Origin of the sequence: Streptomyces sp. NPDC050738, from assembly GCF_040654175.1 — a bacterium.
Classification (GTDB): domain Bacteria; phylum Actinomycetota; class Actinomycetes; order Streptomycetales; family Streptomycetaceae; genus Streptomyces.
In genome coordinates, this window is the sequence record NZ_JBFAHN010000009.1 from 268,223 (window position 1) to 285,445 (window position 17,223).

The window sequence follows — 17,223 nt, forward strand, 5'->3', positions numbered from 1 at the left end:
CCGTCGACGGGCCCAGAGGGTGTGTAAATCGGTCAGTGGATGATTCCGGTACGGAGAGCCACCGCGACCATTCCGGCACGGTCGCCCGTGCCGAGCTTGCGCGCGATCCGGGCAAGGTGGCTCTTTACGGTCAGGGCGGACAGCCCCATCGAGACGCCGATGGCCTTGTTGGACTGGCCTTCGGCGACGAGACGGAGCACCTCGACCTCACGGCCCGACAGCTCGCGGTAACCGCCCGGGTGGCTCGGGGCGCCCGGGGGGCGGCGGTGCATACGGGCTGCGTTGGCGCCGATGGGTGCGGCGCCCGGGCGGTTCGGGTGCCCGACATTTGTGCGGGTGCCGGTGACTACGTAGCCCTTCACGCCGCCCGCGAGGGCATTGCGTACGGCACCGATGTCATCGGCTGCGGAGAGGGCCAGGCCGTTCGGCCACCCCGCGGCTCGGGTCTCGGACAGCAGGGTCAGCCCGGAACCGTCGGGCAGGTGGACGTCGGCAACGCAGATGTCGCGCGGGTTGCCGACGCGGGGACGCGCCTCCGCGATGGACGAAGCCTCGATGACGTCGCGTACTCCGAGGGCCCACAGGTGGCGGGTGACGGTGGAGCGGACGCGAGGGTCGGCCACGACGACCATGGCCGTCGGCTTGTTCGGGCGGTAGGCGACCAGGCTTGCGGGCTGCTCGAGAAGAACGGACACCAGGCCTCCTGGGGAGAAGAGTGGGGTGCTTGCGGGTCACTGACCTCTTCGGCACCAATTGGCCCAGGCTTTAGAGAAAGATCACGATTTGGTGAGTAACAATTCCGGCAATTCGGACGTGCGCGCGATTGTTCGCATACGTGCCGGGGTTTCAGCACGACGCTCAGAGCGTCTGCGGACCGCGCCGCTGCGGCAGCGAGACCACCCCGGAGTCCACCGGACCGACCGGCGGCAGCCCCCCGATCTGACAGAGCAGATCGCACCAGGCCGCCAGATGTGAGGCGGCGTCGGGCACTCCGCCCATCCCCTCGCGAGGGGTCCAGGACGCCCGGATCTCGATCTGCGTCGCAGGCCTGCGCTCGGAGAGCCCGCCGAAGTAGTACGACCCGGCACGGGTGACCGTGCCGCTCGCCTCTCCGTACGAAAGGCCGCGCCCCTCCAGCGCCCCGGTCAGCCACGACCAGCAGACCTCGGGAAGCAGCGGGTCCGAGGCCATCTCGGGCTCCAGTTCCGCACGCACCAGCGTGACCAGACGGAAGGTGCCCTGCCAGGCGTCGTGCCCCGACGGGTCGTGGAGGAGCACCAGCCGGCCGTCGGCCAGGTCGAGGTCGTCCTGCACGACCGCCGCCTCCAGCGCGTAGGCGTGCGGCGCGAGGCGCTTGGGCGCCTTGGTCGGGTCGATCTCCACCTCCGGCCGCAGCCGCGCAGACTGCAGCGCATCGACCGCCCGCTGAAAAGCAGGCGGGACGGGGTTCCCGTCCGCGCTGTCCGAACCGTCAGCGCCATCTGAAAATCGTCCTTGAGCCGCAGCCATGCGGGGAAGACTAGGCGGAACGAGGGCTTCGCACGGGGACAGACACCCGCCATGCGAAACTTCTGGACGTGAGCGCCAACGACCGCCCCCAGGGCCAACAGAGCAAGACGTACGACTCGCCTTTCATGAAGGCCTGCAGGCGGGAAGCCGTCGAGCACACGCCGGTCTGGTTCATGCGCCAGGCGGGGCGCTCGCTCCCCGAGTACCTGAAGGTGCGCGAAGGCATCCCGATGCTCGAGTCCTGCGCACGCCCCGAGCTGGTCGCCGAGATCACGATGCAGCCCGTACGCAGGCACAACGTGGACGCGGCGGTCTATTTCAGCGACATCGTGGTCCCGCTGAAGGCCATCGGCATCGACCTCGACATCAAGCCGGGCGTCGGTCCCGTCATCGCCGAACCGATCCGCACGCGCGCCGATCTGGACCGGCTGCGCGATCTCACGCCCGAGGACGTCTGGTACGTCACCGAGGCGATCGGGCTGCTCACCGCCGAACTCGGCTCCACCCCGCTCATCGGATTCGCGGGCGCACCTTTCACCCTCGCGAGCTACCTCGTCGAGGGCGGTCCCTCGCGCAACCACGAGCACACCAAGGCGCTGATGTACGGCGACCCGCAGCTCTGGGCCGACCTTCTCGACCGCCTCGCCGAGATCACCTCCGCCTTCCTCAAGGTGCAGATCGAGGCGGGCGCGAGCGCCGTCCAGCTCTTCGACTCCTGGGTGGGCGCGCTCGCCCCGGCCGACTACCGGCGCTCGATCCTCCCGGCCTCGGCGAAGGTCCTCGACTCGGTGGCTTCGTACGGCGTCCCGCGCATCCACTTCGGTGTCGGCACCGGTGAACTGCTCGGGCTGATGGGCGAGGCCGGTGCGGATGTCGTCGGCGTCGACTGGCGCGTGCCTCTGGACGAGGCCGCGCGGCGGGTCGGACCCGGCAAGGCGCTCCAGGGCAACCTCGACCCCGCCGTGCTCTTCGCCCCGACCGAGGTGGTCGAGGCGAAGACGCGTGAGGTGCTCGACGCTGCCGCCGGGCTCGAGGGGCACATCTTCAACCTCGGGCACGGTGTGATGCCGAACATGGACCCCGAGGCGCTCACCCGGCTCGTGGAGTACGTGCACACGCAGACCCGGGCCTGATCGGCTCAGGTGGAGCGGACGGCTGTCGTCGCCTTGCGGGCCGCCACCAGGATCGGGTCCCAGACCGGGGAGAACGGTGGGGCGTAGCCCAGGTCCAGGGCCGTCATCTGTTCCACCGTCATCCCGGCGGTGAGCGCCACCGCCGCGATGTCCACCCTCTTCGCCGACCCCTCGTGGCCCACGATCTGTACGCCGAGCAGCCGCCCCGTGCGGCGCTCGGCGAGCATCTTCACCGTCATCAGCGCAGCGCCGGGGTAGTAACCGGCGCTGTTCGTCGACTGGATCGTCGCGGTGACGAACTGCAGGCCTGCCGCACGGGCCTCCTTCTCGCGCAGGCCCGTGCGGGCGATCTCCAGGTCGCAGACCTTGGAGACGGCCGTGCCGACCACGCCGGGGAAGGTTCCGTATCCGCCGCCGATGTTCGAGCCGATGATCTGGCCGTGCTTGTTGGCGTGCGTGCCCAGTGCGATGTGGCGCTCCCGCCCCGAGACCAGGTCGAGGACCTCCACGCAGTCGCCGCCCGCCCAGATGTTCTCGTGGCCGCGCACCCGCATGGAGAGGTCCGTGAGGATTCCGCCGTACTCGCCGAGCGGGAGCCCGGCCGCCCGGGCCAGGGTGGTCGCGGGCTCCACGCCGATGCCCAGGACCACGACGTCCGCCGGATACTCGGCCTCGTCCGTGGCGACCGCGCGAACTCGCCCTTCCTCACCGGTGAGGATCTTGGTGACCTCGGCGCCGGTCACCGTCGTGATCCCCATCGTGTCCATCGCCTCGTGGACGAGGGCGCCCATGTCGGGGTCGAGCGTGGTCATCGGCTGCTCGCCGCGGGTCAGGACCGTGACCTCGTAACCGCGGTGCAGGAGCGCCTCGGCCATCTCCACGCCGATGTAGCCCGCGCCGACGATCACCGCGTGGCGGCCCTCGGTCCGCTCCAGCGTCCCGATCAGCGCCTGGCCGTCGTCGAGCGTCTGGACTCCGTGCACGCCCGCCGCGTCGATGCCGGGGAGCCGGGGGCGGATGGGCCGGGCGCCGGTGGCGACGACGAGTTTGTCGTACGGCGTCCAGGCCTCGGCGCCCGACTCCAGGTCGCGGGCGCGCACCCGCTGCCCGGCCACGTCGATCTCCGTCACCTCGGTGCGCATCCGCAGGTCGATGTCGCGCTCGCGGTGCTCCTCGGGCGTGCGGGCGATCAGGTCGTCCCGCTCGGGGACCTCGCCGCCCACCCAGTACGGGATCCCGCAGGCGGAGAAGGAGGTGAACCCGGACCGCTCGAAGGCCACGATCTCCAGCTCCTCGGGGCCCTTCAGCCTGCGGGCCTGCGATGCGGCGGACATGCCCGCCGCATCGCCGCCGATGACCACCAGTCGTTCCGCCGCCATGTGTGGGTCCCCTCGCTGTTCAGTCCTGCGTGTGTTTGCTCTCCTCCTGTGAAGGTACGTACCGGGGCATCGGAACATTCCCCGGCGACACGGCCTCCGGCGCGGGCCGCCTCGGCAGCCGGGACCTGACCAGCCGCCACAGGACGTACAGCAGGGCGAGCGCGGCGGCGAACGGGGCGACCGCGGCCAGCACCATCGCGATCCACTTGAGCGCCGTCACGAACGCGTCCCAGCCGCCGCCGAGCGCGTCGAGGAAGCCGGGTCCGTCGACGTCCGTCTTCGCCGCCTTCGCCTTCACCGCGGGCTCGGAGAGCGAGAGAGTGATCGTCGAGAGGCTCGTCTGGTCCTTGAGCGAGGCCTGCTGGGCGAGCAGGGACTCCAAGTCGGCCTGGCGGCTGGAGAGTTCACCCTCCAGCTGGACCACGTCGCCGATCTTCGACGCCCGGTCCATCAGCGCGCGGATCCGTGCGACGCTCGCCCGCTGGGTGGCGATCCGGCTCTCCACGTCGACCACCTGGTCGGTGACGTCCTTGGCGTCGGACCTGCGGGAGAGGAGCTTGCCCGTGCCCTGCAGAGCGCTGAGCACGCTGTCGTAACTGTCCTGCGGGACCCGCAGGACGATCGTCGAGACCTCGTGCCCCGACCCGTCCCGCCGGGTCGATTCATTGCCGATGAAACCGCCCGCGCCCGAGGCCGCCGCACGGGCGGTGTCCAGCGCCCTGGCGACGTCCTTGACCTGCACGGTGAGCGAGGCGGTACGGATGATCTGGCTCTTGGTGAGCACCGGGCTCTTCGCCGGTTTGCCTCCGGCCGACGGCTGCTTGGCGCCGGACGCGGAGTCGGCCGCCCCGCCGCCGGCGGGCTTGGCCGCTTCGCCTGCCGCCGCCTTGTCGTCGGACTTGCCGGCTGAGTCGTCGCTGCCCGCGCCACTGCATCCCGCGAGGGCGAGCGAGGCGGCGAGAAGGACTGCCGCGAGACTTCTTGGTGCACGCATTCCGGGTCCCCCGAAGGTCGTGTCGGCTGTTGCCGGTTCGACGTACGAGGCCGTGGTGCGGGTTGCCCTCCGCTGATCCCGAAGCGGTCACGTTCGGGACTCGGAAAGGGTTTGAGAGAGTGGACCCATGAGTGCGGACATGCAGGACACACCCACGGGCCACGTCATAGTCGTCGGAGGCGGAATCTCGGGCCTCGCGGCCGCCCACCGGCTGCTCGCCTCCGGCGTGCGCGTGACCGTGCTCGAAGGGTCCGGCCTGCTCGGCGGCAAGCTGCTGTCGGGCGAGATCGAGGGCGTACGGACCGACTTCGGAGCCGAGTCGATACTCGCCCGCCGTCCCGAAGGCATCGGCCTCGCCCGCGCGGTGGGCCTCGGTGACGCGCTGCAGCCGCCCGCGATCGCAGCCGCATCCCTCTGGAACAGGGGCAGGCTCGTCCCCATGCCCAAGGGGCATGTGATGGGTGTGCCCGGCGACGCGCAGGCGCTCACCGGTGTCCTCTCCGACGAGGGCATGCGGCGGATCGCCCTCGACCTCGAACTGCCCCGTACCGAGATCGGCGAGGACACCGCACTCGGTGAGTACGTCGCCGCCCGGATGGGCCGCGAGGTCGTCGACCGGCTCGTCGAGCCGCTGCTCGGCGGGGTGTACGCGGGCGACGTCTACCGCACCTCGATGCGCTCCTCCGTTCCCGCGCTCTACGAGGCGGCCCGCAGCCACGACACCCTCACCGGCGCCGTGCGGTCGATCCAGCAGCGCACCCCGGCCAATCCCGCCCCCGTCTTCGCCGGCCTCGAAGGCGGCATCGGCACCCTCCCGGCCGCCGTCGCCGACGCGATCCGGGCGGCCGGCGGAGACATCCAGGTGCACCGGCCCGTCCATGAACTGCGGCGCACCCAGGCGGGCTGGCGGCTGCGTACCGACGACGGATTCCTCGAGGCCGACGCCGTCGTCCTCGCCGCCCCCGCCTGGGCCGCCTCCGCGCTGCTCGCCTCGGAGTCACCGGCCGCCTCCGCCGAACTGGCCGCCGTCGAGTACGCGTCGATGTCCCTGGTCACCCTCGCCTTCCGGCGCACCGAGGTGAACCTGCCGCAGGGCTCGGGCTTCCTGGTGCCGCCGGTCGACGGCCACACCATCAAGGCCTCCACCTTCTCCAGCCAGAAGTGGGCCTGGGCCGACCGCGACCCCGAACTCGTCCTGCTGCGCACCTCGATGGGCCGGTACGGCGACGAGGAGCATCTGCACCGCGAGGACACCGACCTGGTGGACGTGTCGCTGAGCGACCTGGGCGAGGCGACCGGGCTGAGCGCCAAGCCGGTGGCGTCCGCCGTCACCCGGTGGATAGGAGGCCTTCCGCAGTACCCGGTGGGTCACCGGGAGAGGGTCGCCCGGGTGCGTACGGCGGTCGCCGCACTGCCCGGACTGAGCGTCTGCGGAGCCGCGTACGACGGTGTCGGTATCCCCGCGTGCATCGCCGGTGCACAGCGCGCGGCCGACGAGATCTTGGCCACGCCCACCCTGGTGCGGGGCATCCCGAACGACTTGGGAGAATAGCCGCATGACTGCACCGGAAAAGGCTCCCAACGCGGGGAAGAAGGCGAAGGACCTCAACGAGGTCATCCGCTACACCCTGTGGTCCGTCTTCAAGCTGCGCGATGTTCTGCCCGAGGACCGCGCCGGTTACGCGGACGAGGTCCAGGAGCTCTTCGACAAGCTCGCCGCCAGGGACATCACCGTCCGTGGCACCTACGACGTCTCGGGGCTGCGCGCCGACGCCGACGTCATGATCTGGTGGCACGCCGAGACCGCCGACGAGCTGCAGGAGGCGTACAACCTCTTCCGCCGTACCAAGCTGGGCCGCGCGCTGGAGCCGGTCTGGTCGAACATGGCGCTGCACCGCCCCGCCGAGTTCAACAAGTCGCACGTGCCGGCCTTCCTGGCCGACGAGACGCCCCGCGACTATGTGAGCGTCTACCCCTTCGTGCGCTCCTACGACTGGTACCTGCTGCCCGACGAGGACCGCCGCCGCATGCTCAAGGACCACGGCATGATGGCCCGCGGCTACCCGGACGTGCGCGCCAACACCGTCGCCTCGTTCTCGCTCGGCGACTACGAGTGGCTGCTGGCCTTCGAGGCCGACGAGCTCTACCGCATCGTCGACCTCATGCGTCATCTGCGGGCGTCCGAGGCGCGTATGCACGTACGCGAGGAAGTCCCCTTCTACACCGGGCGCAGGAAGTCCGTCGCAGACCTGGTGGCGGGCCTGGCCTAGGCCGGACCCACCACCCACAACCCGGAAGATCAGACGGCGGAATCCAGCGGGGGCACTAGCCCTGCAGCGCCCGCCCGTCCAATGCCACCGGGTTCGGCTCCGGGTGCGGCGCGCACGCAGCGCGCCGCACCGGCGTCCGTCCGCTCAGCAGATAGTCCTCCATGTAGGTGTTCACGCAGCTGTTGGCGCCGCCGCCGATACCGTGCGTTCCCGCGCCCCGCTCCGTGATCAGTACGGAGCCCCGCAGCCTGCGCTGCAGTTCCAGCGCCCCCGGATAGGGAGTCGCCGCATCGCGCTCGGCGGCCAGGATCAGCGTCGGGGGCAGAGCGCCGCGTGCGGTGCGTACGTCCACCGGCTCCTCGTGCGGCGCCGGCCAGTAGGCGCACGGCAGGTTCATCCAGGCGTTGTCCCAGGTCTCGAACGGTGCCCGGCGCGCGAGCGCGCTGTTGTCGCGGTCCCAGGTCCGCCAGTTCCTCGGCCAGGCGGTGTCGTTGCACTCCACCGCCGTGTAGACGGCGTTGCCGTTCTCGCTGTCCCGGGCGGCCTGCGGGTCGGGGGCGGCCTGTTCGATCAGCGGCTTCGGGTTGCCCTTCAGATATGCGGTGAGGGCCGAGGCACGCTCGGGCCAGTAGCCGTCGTAGTAACCGGCCTGCAGGAACGCCGCCTGGAGCTGGCCGGGACCGACGGTCCCGCCGGCCGGCTCGTGGGCGAGACGGGCCCGGACCTTGTCGTAACTGACCAGCACCTTCTCGGGAGTTGAGCCCAGGTGGTACGTCTTGTCGTGCTTGGCGACCCAGCGGCGGAAGTCCTCCCAGCGGCGCTCGAAGGCGAGCGACTGGTCGAGGTTGTTGTCGTACCAGATCTGCTTCGGGTCGGGGTTGACCGCCGAGTCGAAGACCATGCGGCGCACATGCGAGGGGAAGAGCGTCGCGTACACCGCGCCGAAGTAGGTGCCGTACGAGGCACCCATGAAGGTCAGCTTCTTCTCGCCGAGCGCGGCCCGGAGCACGTCCAGGTCGCGGGCGTTGTTGAGCGAGGTGTAGTGGCGCAGGGCCGCGCCCGCGTTGCGCGCGCAGCCCTGCGCGTACGCCTTCGCCTGGGCGATGCGCTGCCGCTTGTAGGCCTCGGAGGGGAACGCGGGGGCCGTGGTCGGGGCCTTGGCGAACTCGGCGGGGGAGACGCAGGAGAGCGGGGCCGAGCGGCCGACGCCGCGCGGGGCGTAGCCCACCATGTCGTAGGCCTCCGCGATGCGCTTCCACTCCGGGAGGTCGGCGACCATCGGGAAGTACATGGAGGAGGCGCCGGGGCCGCCCGGGTTGAAGACCAACGCGCCCTGGCGGTCGGCCTTTTTGCCGGTGGCCGTACCCCGGCTGACCGTCAGCCGGATCTGCTTTCCGTCGGGCTTCGCGTAGTCGAGCGGGACCTTCACGGTGCCGCACTGTGCGGGGCCCGACACCGACTCGACGGCGGCGCACTTCCCGAAGGCGATACCGGTGGCCGTGGCGCGGCGGGCTGCGACCGCGGTGCCCCTGGCCTCGGCCGAGGCGGTGTCGGCGCTGCCGGCGGGAGCTGCGGTCAGGCCGGACAAGGCCGACAGGATCAAGCCCCCGGCGGTTCCGTACAGCGCTACTGCTCTCATCGCGATCCCTTCGTGACTGCGTACATGCAGAACAAAAGGGATGATTCGTGCGGTAGTTGAGGAAGTAAAGCACCGCCTGCCGGTGTCGGTGTCAATGACTCCTATGCGCGGTGCGGCCGCTGCCGAGGGCCGCTCGCAGCGCCGGATCGTCGACGGCGCGCAGGCCCCGTACGGCCACCGAGGTGAGGTAGTCGGGCTCCTGCTCGCCGAGGGTGACCAGCAGGCGCTGCCCTTCGGCGGAGGCCCAGCGGGTGTACGGGTGGATCTCGATGCGGGCGATGGCCAGGCAGCCCAGGGTCAGCACCAGCGGCAGCGAGAACCAGGCGGCGATCGGGCCGCGGCCCGTCTGGCTCTGGTCGTTCAGCAGCAGGGCGGCGGCGGCCATCGCGAGGACCAGCAGGGACGCGGAGCGCACCGCGCGGATGCCCGATGCCACACCCGTACGGGCTGATTCGGGGACGGCGAGACCGGCCAGGACCAGCTGGTCGGCGAGCGCGCACACGGCATCGGCGGCGGCTGCGGCCGTGCGTATCGCGGCGGTACGGGCCTGCCCCGCGGGGCCTATCGCCCGCAGCACGCTGCACTCCAGGTCGTCCTGGCCCTCCGGGTCGACGACGGTGGCCCAGCCCGTGTGCGCCAGCAGCAGCCGGCGCCGGCGGTGCATGGAGATCAGCGTCAGATCGGTGACCCGGAACGGGCCGCCGGCGAGGAACGCGGCCTCGTAGAGCGTGAGGGAGTGGCCGTCGCCGTCCGCCGACTCGGGCGCGGGGCGGGCGGCTTCGACCGCGGCGAGGCAGAGCCGACCGCACGAGATTCCTGCGGCAGCCCATGCGACCAGCAGAAAGATGACCCAGAACATGTCGGCTTTCTACGCGAGTCGTATGCCGGAGCGCCATGGGTTGTTCACGATGTGGACCCTGCGTCATGGGTTCGTCGCGTTCGGCGATGCGCCGTTCGTCGCGGAGGGGTTCGGGCGGGAGGCGGGCGGCGGCAGCGGGAAGTCGGGCGAGGAGGTGACGGGCGGCACGGGCGACGGGGTGGCGCCCGGGGTGGGCGGCGGCGGACCGGTGGGGCTTGCGGTCGCTGTGGCCGCGGCGGAGGTGGCGAGAGCCTGGAAGTCGACGAAGCCGGTGGCCTCCAGGACCTTCATATGGTCCAGGACCGTCGTGTTCGCGTCGTCCGCGAGCGCACGGACCAGGGAGTTACGGGTGTTGGCCCTGATCTGGGCGACCAGCGCGAAGACCTTGCCGTGCGCCTGGCGCACGATGGTGGCGAAGTCCTTCTCGTACGTCGTCGTGTCGCGGTCCCCGGTCAGCGTCGTGAGGAACCCCTGCTGCTGGGCGTTGGGCTGGGTCGGCAGCTCCATGCCCAGCTGGGCCGCGACCTCGCGCACCCGGGCGTCGAGGAAGGCGTGGCCGTCGACCAGGTGCTGGCCCGCGGTCCTGATCGCGGGCGTGGGAGCACGCTCGATCGCCTGCTGCCCGGCCGGGCCCTCCCACAGGCCGGCGAGTCTGACGCGTACGACGAAGTCCCGGTCGGCAGCCGAAAGCGGACCCCAACGGGTGTTCACGGTACCGGCGTTGAGATTGGCGACGCCGGTGCCCGAACGGTCCGCGTACGACCAGATCGGAAACAGCAGGGCGCTGATCGTCGCCGTGAGGGCGACGACGACCAGCGTGGTGCCGGTGATGGAACGCATGGTGCCTCCTGGTGCGGCACCGCACGGTAATGCGCGATTCGATGATCCCGTGGGCAGTTCGGTGAAGTCCCAGGCAGGAAGCGGCTACGAACTGCTGCTCCCACAGCTGGAACTGGAACTCGATCCGCAGCTGGAGCCCGAACCGCCCCCGCAGCTCGACCCGGAACTTCCGCAACTGGAACCGCTGCTGCAGCTCGATCCGGAACCGCCGCCGCAACTGGAACCCCCGCCCCCGCTGCTGCTCCCGCAGCCCGAACCGCCCGAGCCCGGAGCGCCGCACCACACCGCTGCGGTGACGGCCGGGTCGTAGAACGAACTGGAGGAGGAAGAGGAGCTGGAAGCCGACGTGGTGCGGCCCCTCCTGCCCGGCCCGCTCCCCATCCGCGCGGCCGCGATCAGCTGGGCCTGCAGCAGCGGATCGGGTAGTGCCCGGAGCCCGTGCAGAGCGACCCGTACGGCGGCGGAGGGATCCAGCGCATGCGTCCTGCCGTACGCCGCCAGCGCATCCTTGCCGCCGCCCGTGACGCGGCGCCTGGCGCGGGAGGCGAACACCATGCCGACGACGATTCCGCCGAACACGGCGGGCACGACCTTGATGATGAAGGGCACCCCGATCTCGCCGTCCGACGTGAAGAAGGTCGCGAAGGTCAGCAGCATCGCCAGCGGGAAACCCAGGAAGCAGACGACGGCCTGCACTCCGCCCCAGACCGCCCACCCCCGGCCCGCACCCGGCTCCGCCATCAGCCCGCGGGCCGCGAGCCCGTCGCCGATCTCCTGCACGGCCGGGCTGCGCATCACCGCGAACCGCAGCAGATGCAGCGCCCCGCTGGGCGCCTCGGCGAGCGCCGCCAGCACGGCGCGCTCCACCGGCTCCCGCGCGGACGGACGTGCCACGGCGACGATCCCGGGACCGCCCACCGTGATCCGGCCGTCCTCGGCCAGGGCCGCGAGCGCGGAGTCGGTGACCCGGGCGGGACCGCCCGAGAGGAAGGCCGCTTCCATCGCGTCATGGACGGTGGCCGCGGATCCGGCGACGCGGCCGCGCGAGCGGGTGACGCCGGTGATGAGTGCGGCGGACGAGGCGCCGATCACCAGGTAGTAGAGGAGAACGAAACCGTTCATCGGGTCACCTTCCCACCAGTGCGGTACGGGCTGCCCGCACCAGGCGGGTCCGGCGGGTCGGCGGGCGCGGAGCGGCCCGGTCCTGCCACCACCGGGTGAGCGCCTGCCGTGCGGCCGGGTCGGCGGGCCGTCCCGCGATCAGCAGATGCTCGGCGAAGTCCAGCGCGTCGCGCCGGTAACCACCGGACATCGGGCGGCACTTGGCGTACGAGAGGAACGCGGAACGGTATCCGCTGCCCAGGATCTCAGGCAGCTCGGGCGCCACCTTGGCGATCACGTCGGCGCGCTTGGCGGCGAGAGCGTGGCTCTGGACGCGCAGCCTGCGGGTGTCGAACCCCTCGGGGGCCGGTGTGCCCGCGACGAGCGAGGAGAGCAGCGAGGCCTGCGCCAGGCCGACCCGCATCCGGACGGAGTCACCCGCGCCGCTGCCCGCCGTACTGGACCCGCCGCCGGTCTGCGCCGCCTCGTGTCCGGGCTCCTCGGCGCGGGGCGCCGGGGACCGCACCGCCAACACCTCGCGTATCGCGGCCAGTTCGGCCCCGAGCTCGGCGGCGGCCGGGAAGTCGTCGTCCCGCTCCAGGAGCGCGCCCGGCGGGTCCACCCGGGAGCGGAGTTCCGCCAGGACGTTCAGGACGGGCTCGGTGACCGGGTGGGCGTGGGTGTCGTGCCAGACGCCGTCCTTCTCCACACCGCCCGCCACATGGACGTAGGCGATGGCCTCCAGAGGGAGCTCGGCCAGGGCCTTCGCCGGGTCCTCGCCCCTGTTGACGTGGTTGGTGTGGAGGTTGGCCACGTCGATCAGCAGCCGGACCCCCGTGCGCGCCACGAGCTCCGCCAGGAACTGGCCCTCGGTGAGCTCCTCGCCCGGCCAGGCGATCAGCGCGGCGATGTTCTCCAGAGCGAGGGGGACGGGCAGCGAGTCCTGGGCGATACGGACGTTCTCGCACAGCACGTCGAGGGCGTCCCAGGTGCGCGGGACGGGGAGCAGGTGGCCGGCCTCCAGAGCGGGGGACGCCGTCAGCGCCCCTCCCGCCCGTACGAACGCGATGTGCTCCGTGACCAGCGGCGTCCCCAGGAACTCCGCCCGCGCCGCCAGATCCGCGAGGCGCCCCGCGTCCGGCCGCTCCGCCCCGCCGATGCCCAGCGAGACGCCGTGCGGGACGACCGTCACGCCCCGGTCGCGCAGCCGCTGCAGGGAGGCGGGGAGATGGCCGGGGCAGATGTTCTCCGCCACGACCTCGACCCAGTCGATGCCGGGCAGCTCCTCCACCGCCTCCGCGATCTCAGGACGCCAGCCGATGCCGATACCCAGGTGATGCCGCATGCTCTCCCCCTCCTTCACACCTTCACCGCGTGCTGTGGTGCAGGGGTCATGACCCTCACGCGCGGTGGTGAACCCCGCAGGAGAGACGTTCAGAGCTTCATTTGAGGTTCCGCGGCGTCCGCAGTGCCGGATGTTCGGAGACGACCGTGCAGGATCCCGGCGCGATCTCGGTGAATCCGGCATCGCGGACCACCGGCAGGCCGCTCTCCGTGAGCTCCTTCCACCGCTCCGCCGTGGCCGTACGCACCGACAGCGGGAAGCCCGCCGCACGCCACTGCTCGCGCTCCTCCGGCGACAGCTCCCACCACGCCAGCTGCGCCCCGTGCCCGGCCTGCGCCATCGCCTTGCCCGCCGACATCTCCACATCGGGGCTCATCCACAGAACGGGCCCGGAGAGGTCGGGTGCGGCAGGCTCCTCAGGATCGTCCAGGTCCGTGCCGCTGACCTGGAGCTTCGCCAGCTCCTTCGGCCAGCCGTCCAGCGGCACCGGCGGGAAGACCCGTACCTCGGCCGCCTTGCCCGTCACCGTGATCCCGGGGAGCGCCGACGCCTTGCGCCACTCCGCCCCGCGCGCCCGCCGTACGACCTTGCGGATCCGGGCGTCCTGCCAGTCCCGCATGACCTCGGCCCACTCGCCCTCGCCGAGGGACCGCTCGTCGGAGAGGATCACCAGCACGGCCCGCGCCGCCGTCTCCAAGGCGTCCGTGCGGGCGGGCGGTTCGGCCTTCTCGATGTGCACCACGAGAGGGAGGACGAACTGCGGGGCCTCGTCACGGGACGTCGGCTCAGGCACAAAAGGACTGTCGTTGCTGCTCACACACACCAGTTTGCCAGTCCGTCATGCGCAGCTCCTTGGCGGAGCCACTGGCTCCGGGTGAGGATGCTCCGCATGAAGAGCGATCTTTTCTCCACGGACAACATGGCGCAGCAGGCCGTCGCCCCCGGCATGACCCTGCAGAACGCCAAGTCGATCAAGTACGCGATCAACGGCGAGATGCTCGCCCGCCAGGGCTCGATGATCGCCTACCGCGGCAATCTCCAGTTCGAGCGGAAGGGCCAGGGGATAGGCGGCATGCTCAAGCGCGCCGTCACCGGCGAGGGCCTGGCGCTCATGGCGGTCACCGGACAGGGCGAGGCCTGGTTCGCGCAGGAGGCGGCGAACTGCTTCATCGTCGATGTCGAGCCGGGCGACGCGCTCACCATCAACGGCCGCAACGTCCTGTGCTTCGACTCCACGCTCTCCTACGAGATCAAGACGGTGAAGGGCTCCGGCATAGCCGGCGGCGGCCTCTTCAACAGCGTCTTCACGGGCCACGGCAAGCTCGGCCTGATCTGCGAGGGCAACCCCATCGTCATCCCCGTCTCGCCCCAGGCCCCGGTGTACGTCGACACCGACGCGGTCGTCGGCTGGACCGCGCACCTCTCCACCTCCCTGCACCGCTCGCAGTCCATCGGCTCGATGATCCGCGGCGGCTCGGGCGAGGCCGTGCAGCTGATGCTGCAGGGCGAGGGATTCGTGATCGTACGGCCGAGCGAGGCCACCCCGCAGAAGGCCCAACAGCACTGAAACTGCGAGGAGTCGGCCGTCGCTACGGCCTCGCCGGACCCTGGGTGCTGCGCGGGGTCGATCTCGATCTGCCCGCGCACACCGTGGTACGCGTCGAAGGGGTCAACGGCAGCGGCAAGTCCACGCTGCTGCGGCTGCTCGCCGGGATCGACACCCCGACCGAGGGCAGCGTCACAGGGCGCCCGCGCACCGCGTACGTCCCCGAACGCTTCCCGGCCGCGCTGCCGTTCACCGCGGCCGGATACCTGGTCCACCTCGGCCGGATCCACGGCCTGGGCAGGAACGCCGCACGGTCGGGGGCAGCCGAGTGGCTGGAGCGGTTCGGGATCACGGAGTACGCCCGTACGCCGCTCAGCCGCCTCTCCAAAGGCACCAGCCAGAAGATCGCCGTCGCTCAAGCCCTCCTCGCAGCACCGGAGTTGCTCATCCTGGACGAGGCATGGACCGGCCTGGACACGGCCGCCCGCGCCACCCTGGACGGCGCGGTCGCCGAGGGCGTCGCGCAGGGTGCCACCGCGGTCTTCGTCGACCACGACCCGCGCCGGCTCGCGGACGCGGTCGACGTGGCCCACCGGGTGGAGGGCAGCGCGCTGGTCCCGGTTCTGTTCGTACGGGAAGACGGCGGACCCCGGGTGCGCATCGAAGCCGCGGGCCCGCCCGGAGCCGTACTCCCGGCGCACCTGCCCGGATCGCCCGAGTGCGAGCCAGGCCCCGACGCCACCACCCTGACCGTCGCGGCCGTCCACTCCGACGCCCTGCTGAAGGCGCTGCTCACGGCGCGCCCGCCCTGGCACATCCGCGGCCTGGCCCCCTGCGTGCGGGAGGACCGGTGACCGCACTCCTCCGCTACCAGTCCGCTCTCCTGCTGCGCTCCCAGCGCTGGCTCCCGCCGGTCCTGCTGTACGGGATCTTCCTCGCGGTCGGCGCCCAGGGCGGCGACCCGGTGCTCGACTCGCTCGGCGTCGCGGCCGCGGCCCTGCTCCCCGTCACCGCCTGGCTGGTCCGTATCTGTGCCACCCAGGAACCCCCGGCCGCCCGGCACTGCGCCGCTGCCGCGACGAGCCCCGCGCGGGTCCATCTCGCCTGCCTCGGCGCCGCGTCGGGGTGGGCGGCGGTGCTCGCGGTCGCGGGGACCGTGGTGGTCGCCGCGATGAGCGACGCGACGAGCACCGACCACCAGCGGGCCGTCCCGATGCTGCCCGCCGCCTCCGCGGGTCTCCTCGCGGCCCTGGTGTGCGCCCTCGTCGGAGCGGCGGTGGGCGCCCTGTGCACCTGGCCGGTGCTGCGCTCCACCGGCTGGTCGGTCACGGCCACGGCGCTGGCCGCGCTCCTGGTCCTGGTGACGACCGGGTCGCCCGCCCACAGCGCGGTGTACGGCCTGGTCAGCGGCTCGCGCACCGGCACCGTGCAGCTGCCTCTGCTGTCCCTGGCCGCGTCGGCCGCGATCGCGGCCGCAGTGGCGGCGCTGGTCTGCCGGCTCACCTCGCGGCGCGGCTGACTACTCTCGTGCGTATGAAGGAGACCGAGGAGCAGGCCGTGGCGATGGCCGAGTGCGTGCTGTGCCGCAAGCCGACCGAATACCCGGAGTCGACCCGCGGCATCACGCTCTGCCCCGTCTGTGAATGGCGGGAGGCCGAGCGCACGGCCTGTTCCGGCTAGGTCCTCTCAGCCTCTCAGCCGCGCATCAGATCCGAGACCTTCACGAACCGGTAGCCGCGCTTGCGCAGTTCGGGCACGATCCGCCGCAGTGCCGCGTCCGTGGCGGGAGCAGCGCTCTCGGTGCAGTGCATCACCACCAGCGATCCCGGCCGTACGCCCGAGAGCACCTGATCGGCCACCGCGTCCGCGTTCTGGGCGAAGGGGTCGCCGCTGACGACGTCCCACTGCACCGCCGTCAGGTGCAGGGGCGCCAGGGCGCGCAAGGCGGCCTTGTCGTAACAGCCGCCGGGGAAGCGGAAGTACGGGACCGTGTGCCCGACCCCCGCCCTGCGGAAAGCGGCGGTCGCCCGTGCCGCGTCGGAGCGCATCTCGTGGGCGCCGAGCTCGGGGAGGCCGTAGCAGGGGGACGTGAAGGCGTAGTGGCTGTACGAGTGGTTGGCGACCTCGAAGAGCGGGTCGGCGCCGATCGAGCGCGCCTGGGCCGGGTACTCGTCGGCCCAGCGGCCCGTCATGAAGAGCGTCGCCGGGACCTTCAGCCGCCGCAGATCGGCGATGAGCCGGGGATTGTCGAAGTGCTCTCCCGCGGCCGCCCTGGGTCCCTCGCTCGCGGTCATGTCCGCGTCGAAGCTCAGTGCGACGATCTTGCCCCGGGTGCGCGAGCCGTGCGCGAAGACGGGGGTCAGGCCGCCGGGTCCCGGCGCCATCGACGGCGGCTTCCGCACGGTTCGTACGGAAGGAGCGGGGGAGGGACGGGCCGGCGCGGAGGAGGCGGCCGCCGGTCCGGCCGGTGCGGGCTTGCCGGCGCGGGGCTGCGGGTCGGCGGTGCCGCAGCCGGCGAGCACGGCACCGAGGGCGCCGAGAACAGCGACGGCGGTCAGCCGTCGGGCGAGAGTGATCACGCACGGAAGCTATCGGAGCGACGGGCGGG

General features: G+C 71.7%; 18 protein-coding genes. 7 read left to right on the forward strand and 11 right to left on the reverse strand.

Annotation, left to right across the window (positions count from 1 at the left end):
* Positions 1-32: 32 nt before the first annotated feature.
* Complete coding sequence (locus AB0H78_RS24135) at positions 33-695, reverse strand: response regulator transcription factor (RefSeq protein ID WP_363236605.1); 663 nt, start codon at positions 693-695, stop codon at positions 33-35.
* Between the two features lie 163 nt (positions 696-858).
* On the reverse strand, positions 859-1,509 hold the full coding sequence (locus AB0H78_RS24140; RefSeq protein WP_363236606.1) for a DUF3000 domain-containing protein: 651 nt from the start codon (positions 1,507-1,509) through the stop codon (positions 859-861).
* A 68-nt stretch (positions 1,510-1,577) separates the two neighbouring features.
* Here AB0H78_RS24140 and hemE point away from each other — a divergent pair, with 68 nt between their 5' ends.
* Positions 1,578-2,642, forward strand: coding sequence for a uroporphyrinogen decarboxylase (hemE, locus tag AB0H78_RS24145; protein ID WP_363236607.1), 1,065 nt, complete (start codon positions 1,578-1,580; stop codon positions 2,640-2,642).
* A 5-nt stretch (positions 2,643-2,647) separates the two neighbouring features.
* On the opposite strand, the gene AB0H78_RS24150 is transcribed toward hemE, so the two are convergent.
* Positions 2,648-4,021, reverse strand: a complete 1,374-nt coding sequence (locus AB0H78_RS24150) for an FAD-dependent oxidoreductase (RefSeq protein WP_363236608.1) — start codon at positions 4,019-4,021, stop codon at positions 2,648-2,650.
* A gap of 19 nt (positions 4,022-4,040) precedes the next feature.
* Positions 4,041-5,015 carry a DUF4349 domain-containing protein gene (locus AB0H78_RS24155; protein ID WP_363236609.1) on the reverse strand — a complete coding sequence of 325 codons (975 nt, stop codon included), beginning with the start codon at positions 5,013-5,015 and terminating at the stop codon, positions 4,041-4,043.
* Between the two features lie 127 nt (positions 5,016-5,142).
* Between AB0H78_RS24155 and hemG the strand changes: the two genes are divergently transcribed.
* Both hemG and hemQ read left to right on the forward strand, forming a co-directional pair.
* Positions 5,143-6,567: a protoporphyrinogen oxidase gene (hemG, locus tag AB0H78_RS24160; RefSeq protein WP_363236610.1), complete on the forward strand. Its 1,425-nt coding sequence runs from the start codon at positions 5,143-5,145 to the stop codon at positions 6,565-6,567.
* Between the two features lie 4 nt (positions 6,568-6,571).
* Positions 6,572-7,285, forward strand: coding sequence for a hydrogen peroxide-dependent heme synthase (gene hemQ, locus AB0H78_RS24165; protein WP_363236611.1), 714 nt, complete (start codon positions 6,572-6,574; stop codon positions 7,283-7,285).
* 55 nt (positions 7,286-7,340) lie between these two features.
* On the opposite strand, the gene AB0H78_RS24170 is transcribed toward hemQ, so the two are convergent.
* From AB0H78_RS24170 to AB0H78_RS24195, 6 genes are all read right to left on the reverse strand, one after another.
* Entirely contained in the window at positions 7,341-8,924 is a 1,584-nt protein-coding gene (locus AB0H78_RS24170; protein ID WP_363236612.1) for an alpha/beta hydrolase, read from the reverse strand.
* A gap of 91 nt (positions 8,925-9,015) precedes the next feature.
* Positions 9,016-9,783: a TIGR04222 domain-containing membrane protein gene (locus AB0H78_RS24175; RefSeq protein ID WP_363236613.1), complete on the reverse strand. Its 768-nt coding sequence runs from the start codon at positions 9,781-9,783 to the stop codon at positions 9,016-9,018.
* A gap of 63 nt (positions 9,784-9,846) precedes the next feature.
* On the reverse strand, positions 9,847-10,623 hold the full coding sequence (locus AB0H78_RS24180) for a DUF4142 domain-containing protein (RefSeq protein WP_363236614.1): 777 nt from the start codon (positions 10,621-10,623) through the stop codon (positions 9,847-9,849).
* An 84-nt stretch (positions 10,624-10,707) separates the two neighbouring features.
* Positions 10,708-11,745 carry a TIGR04222 domain-containing membrane protein gene (locus tag AB0H78_RS24185; RefSeq protein ID WP_363236615.1) on the reverse strand — a complete coding sequence of 346 codons (1,038 nt, stop codon included), beginning with the start codon at positions 11,743-11,745 and terminating at the stop codon, positions 10,708-10,710.
* Between the two features lie 4 nt (positions 11,746-11,749).
* Complete coding sequence (locus tag AB0H78_RS24190) at positions 11,750-13,069, reverse strand: DUF692 domain-containing protein (protein ID WP_363236616.1); 1,320 nt, start codon at positions 13,067-13,069, stop codon at positions 11,750-11,752.
* A gap of 97 nt (positions 13,070-13,166) precedes the next feature.
* Positions 13,167-13,862: an aminoacyl-tRNA hydrolase gene (locus AB0H78_RS24195; protein WP_363236617.1), complete on the reverse strand. Its 696-nt coding sequence runs from the start codon at positions 13,860-13,862 to the stop codon at positions 13,167-13,169.
* A 96-nt stretch (positions 13,863-13,958) separates the two neighbouring features.
* Between AB0H78_RS24195 and AB0H78_RS24200 the strand changes: the two genes are divergently transcribed.
* Genes AB0H78_RS24200 through AB0H78_RS24215 form a run of 4 tightly spaced genes read left to right on the forward strand, consistent with a single transcriptional unit; the run spans position 13,959 to position 16,295 of the window.
* Positions 13,959-14,636, forward strand: a complete 678-nt coding sequence (locus tag AB0H78_RS24200; RefSeq protein WP_363236618.1) for an AIM24 family protein — start codon at positions 13,959-13,961, stop codon at positions 14,634-14,636.
* A 44-nt stretch (positions 14,637-14,680) separates the two neighbouring features.
* Positions 14,681-15,469 (forward strand): ATP-binding cassette domain-containing protein, encoded by a 789-nt coding sequence (locus AB0H78_RS24205; protein ID WP_363236619.1) that lies wholly within the window; start codon positions 14,681-14,683, stop codon positions 15,467-15,469.
* Positions 15,466-16,134 carry an ABC transporter gene (locus AB0H78_RS24210; protein ID WP_363236620.1) on the forward strand — a complete coding sequence of 223 codons (669 nt, stop codon included), beginning with the start codon at positions 15,466-15,468 and terminating at the stop codon, positions 16,132-16,134. The genes AB0H78_RS24205 and AB0H78_RS24210 overlap by 4 nt, the downstream gene beginning before the upstream one ends.
* Positions 16,135-16,148: 14 nt before the next feature.
* Entirely contained in the window at positions 16,149-16,295 is a 147-nt protein-coding gene (locus AB0H78_RS24215; protein WP_363236621.1) for a hypothetical protein, read from the forward strand.
* Positions 16,296-16,309: 14 nt separating this feature from the next.
* Here AB0H78_RS24215 and AB0H78_RS24220 read toward each other — a convergent pair whose 3' ends face one another.
* Positions 16,310-17,194, reverse strand: coding sequence for a polysaccharide deacetylase family protein (locus tag AB0H78_RS24220; RefSeq protein WP_363236622.1), 885 nt, complete (start codon positions 17,192-17,194; stop codon positions 16,310-16,312).
* Positions 17,195-17,223: the final 29 nt, after the last annotated feature.

What these genes read in the sequence shown, in the direction of transcription:
- AB0H78_RS24140 (WP_363236606.1), bottom strand. Translation starts at nt 1,509, where the DNA reads ATGGCTGCGGCTCAAGGACGATTTTCAGATGGCGCTGACGGTTCGGAC.
- AB0H78_RS24150 (WP_363236608.1), bottom strand. Translation starts at nt 4,021, where the DNA reads ATGGCGGCGGAACGACTGGTGGTCATCGGCGGCGATGCGGCGGGCATG.
- AB0H78_RS24155 (WP_363236609.1), bottom strand. Translation starts at nt 5,015, where the DNA reads ATGCGTGCACCAAGAAGTCTCGCGGCAGTCCTTCTCGCCGCCTCGCTC.
- hemG (WP_363236610.1), top strand. Translation starts at nt 5,143, where the DNA reads ATGAGTGCGGACATGCAGGACACACCCACGGGCCACGTCATAGTCGTC.
- hemQ (WP_363236611.1), top strand. Translation starts at nt 6,572, where the DNA reads ATGACTGCACCGGAAAAGGCTCCCAACGCGGGGAAGAAGGCGAAGGAC.
- AB0H78_RS24170 (WP_363236612.1), bottom strand. Translation starts at nt 8,924, where the DNA reads ATGAGAGCAGTAGCGCTGTACGGAACCGCCGGGGGCTTGATCCTGTCG.
- AB0H78_RS24175 (WP_363236613.1), bottom strand. Translation starts at nt 9,783, where the DNA reads ATGTTCTGGGTCATCTTTCTGCTGGTCGCATGGGCTGCCGCAGGAATC.
- AB0H78_RS24180 (WP_363236614.1), bottom strand. Translation starts at nt 10,623, where the DNA reads ATGCGTTCCATCACCGGCACCACGCTGGTCGTCGTCGCCCTCACGGCG.
- AB0H78_RS24185 (WP_363236615.1), bottom strand. Translation starts at nt 11,745, where the DNA reads ATGAACGGTTTCGTTCTCCTCTACTACCTGGTGATCGGCGCCTCGTCC.
- AB0H78_RS24190 (WP_363236616.1), bottom strand. Translation starts at nt 13,069, where the DNA reads ATGCGGCATCACCTGGGTATCGGCATCGGCTGGCGTCCTGAGATCGCG.
- AB0H78_RS24200 (WP_363236618.1), top strand. Translation starts at nt 13,959, where the DNA reads ATGAAGAGCGATCTTTTCTCCACGGACAACATGGCGCAGCAGGCCGTC.
- AB0H78_RS24215 (WP_363236621.1), top strand. Translation starts at nt 16,149, where the DNA reads ATGAAGGAGACCGAGGAGCAGGCCGTGGCGATGGCCGAGTGCGTGCTG.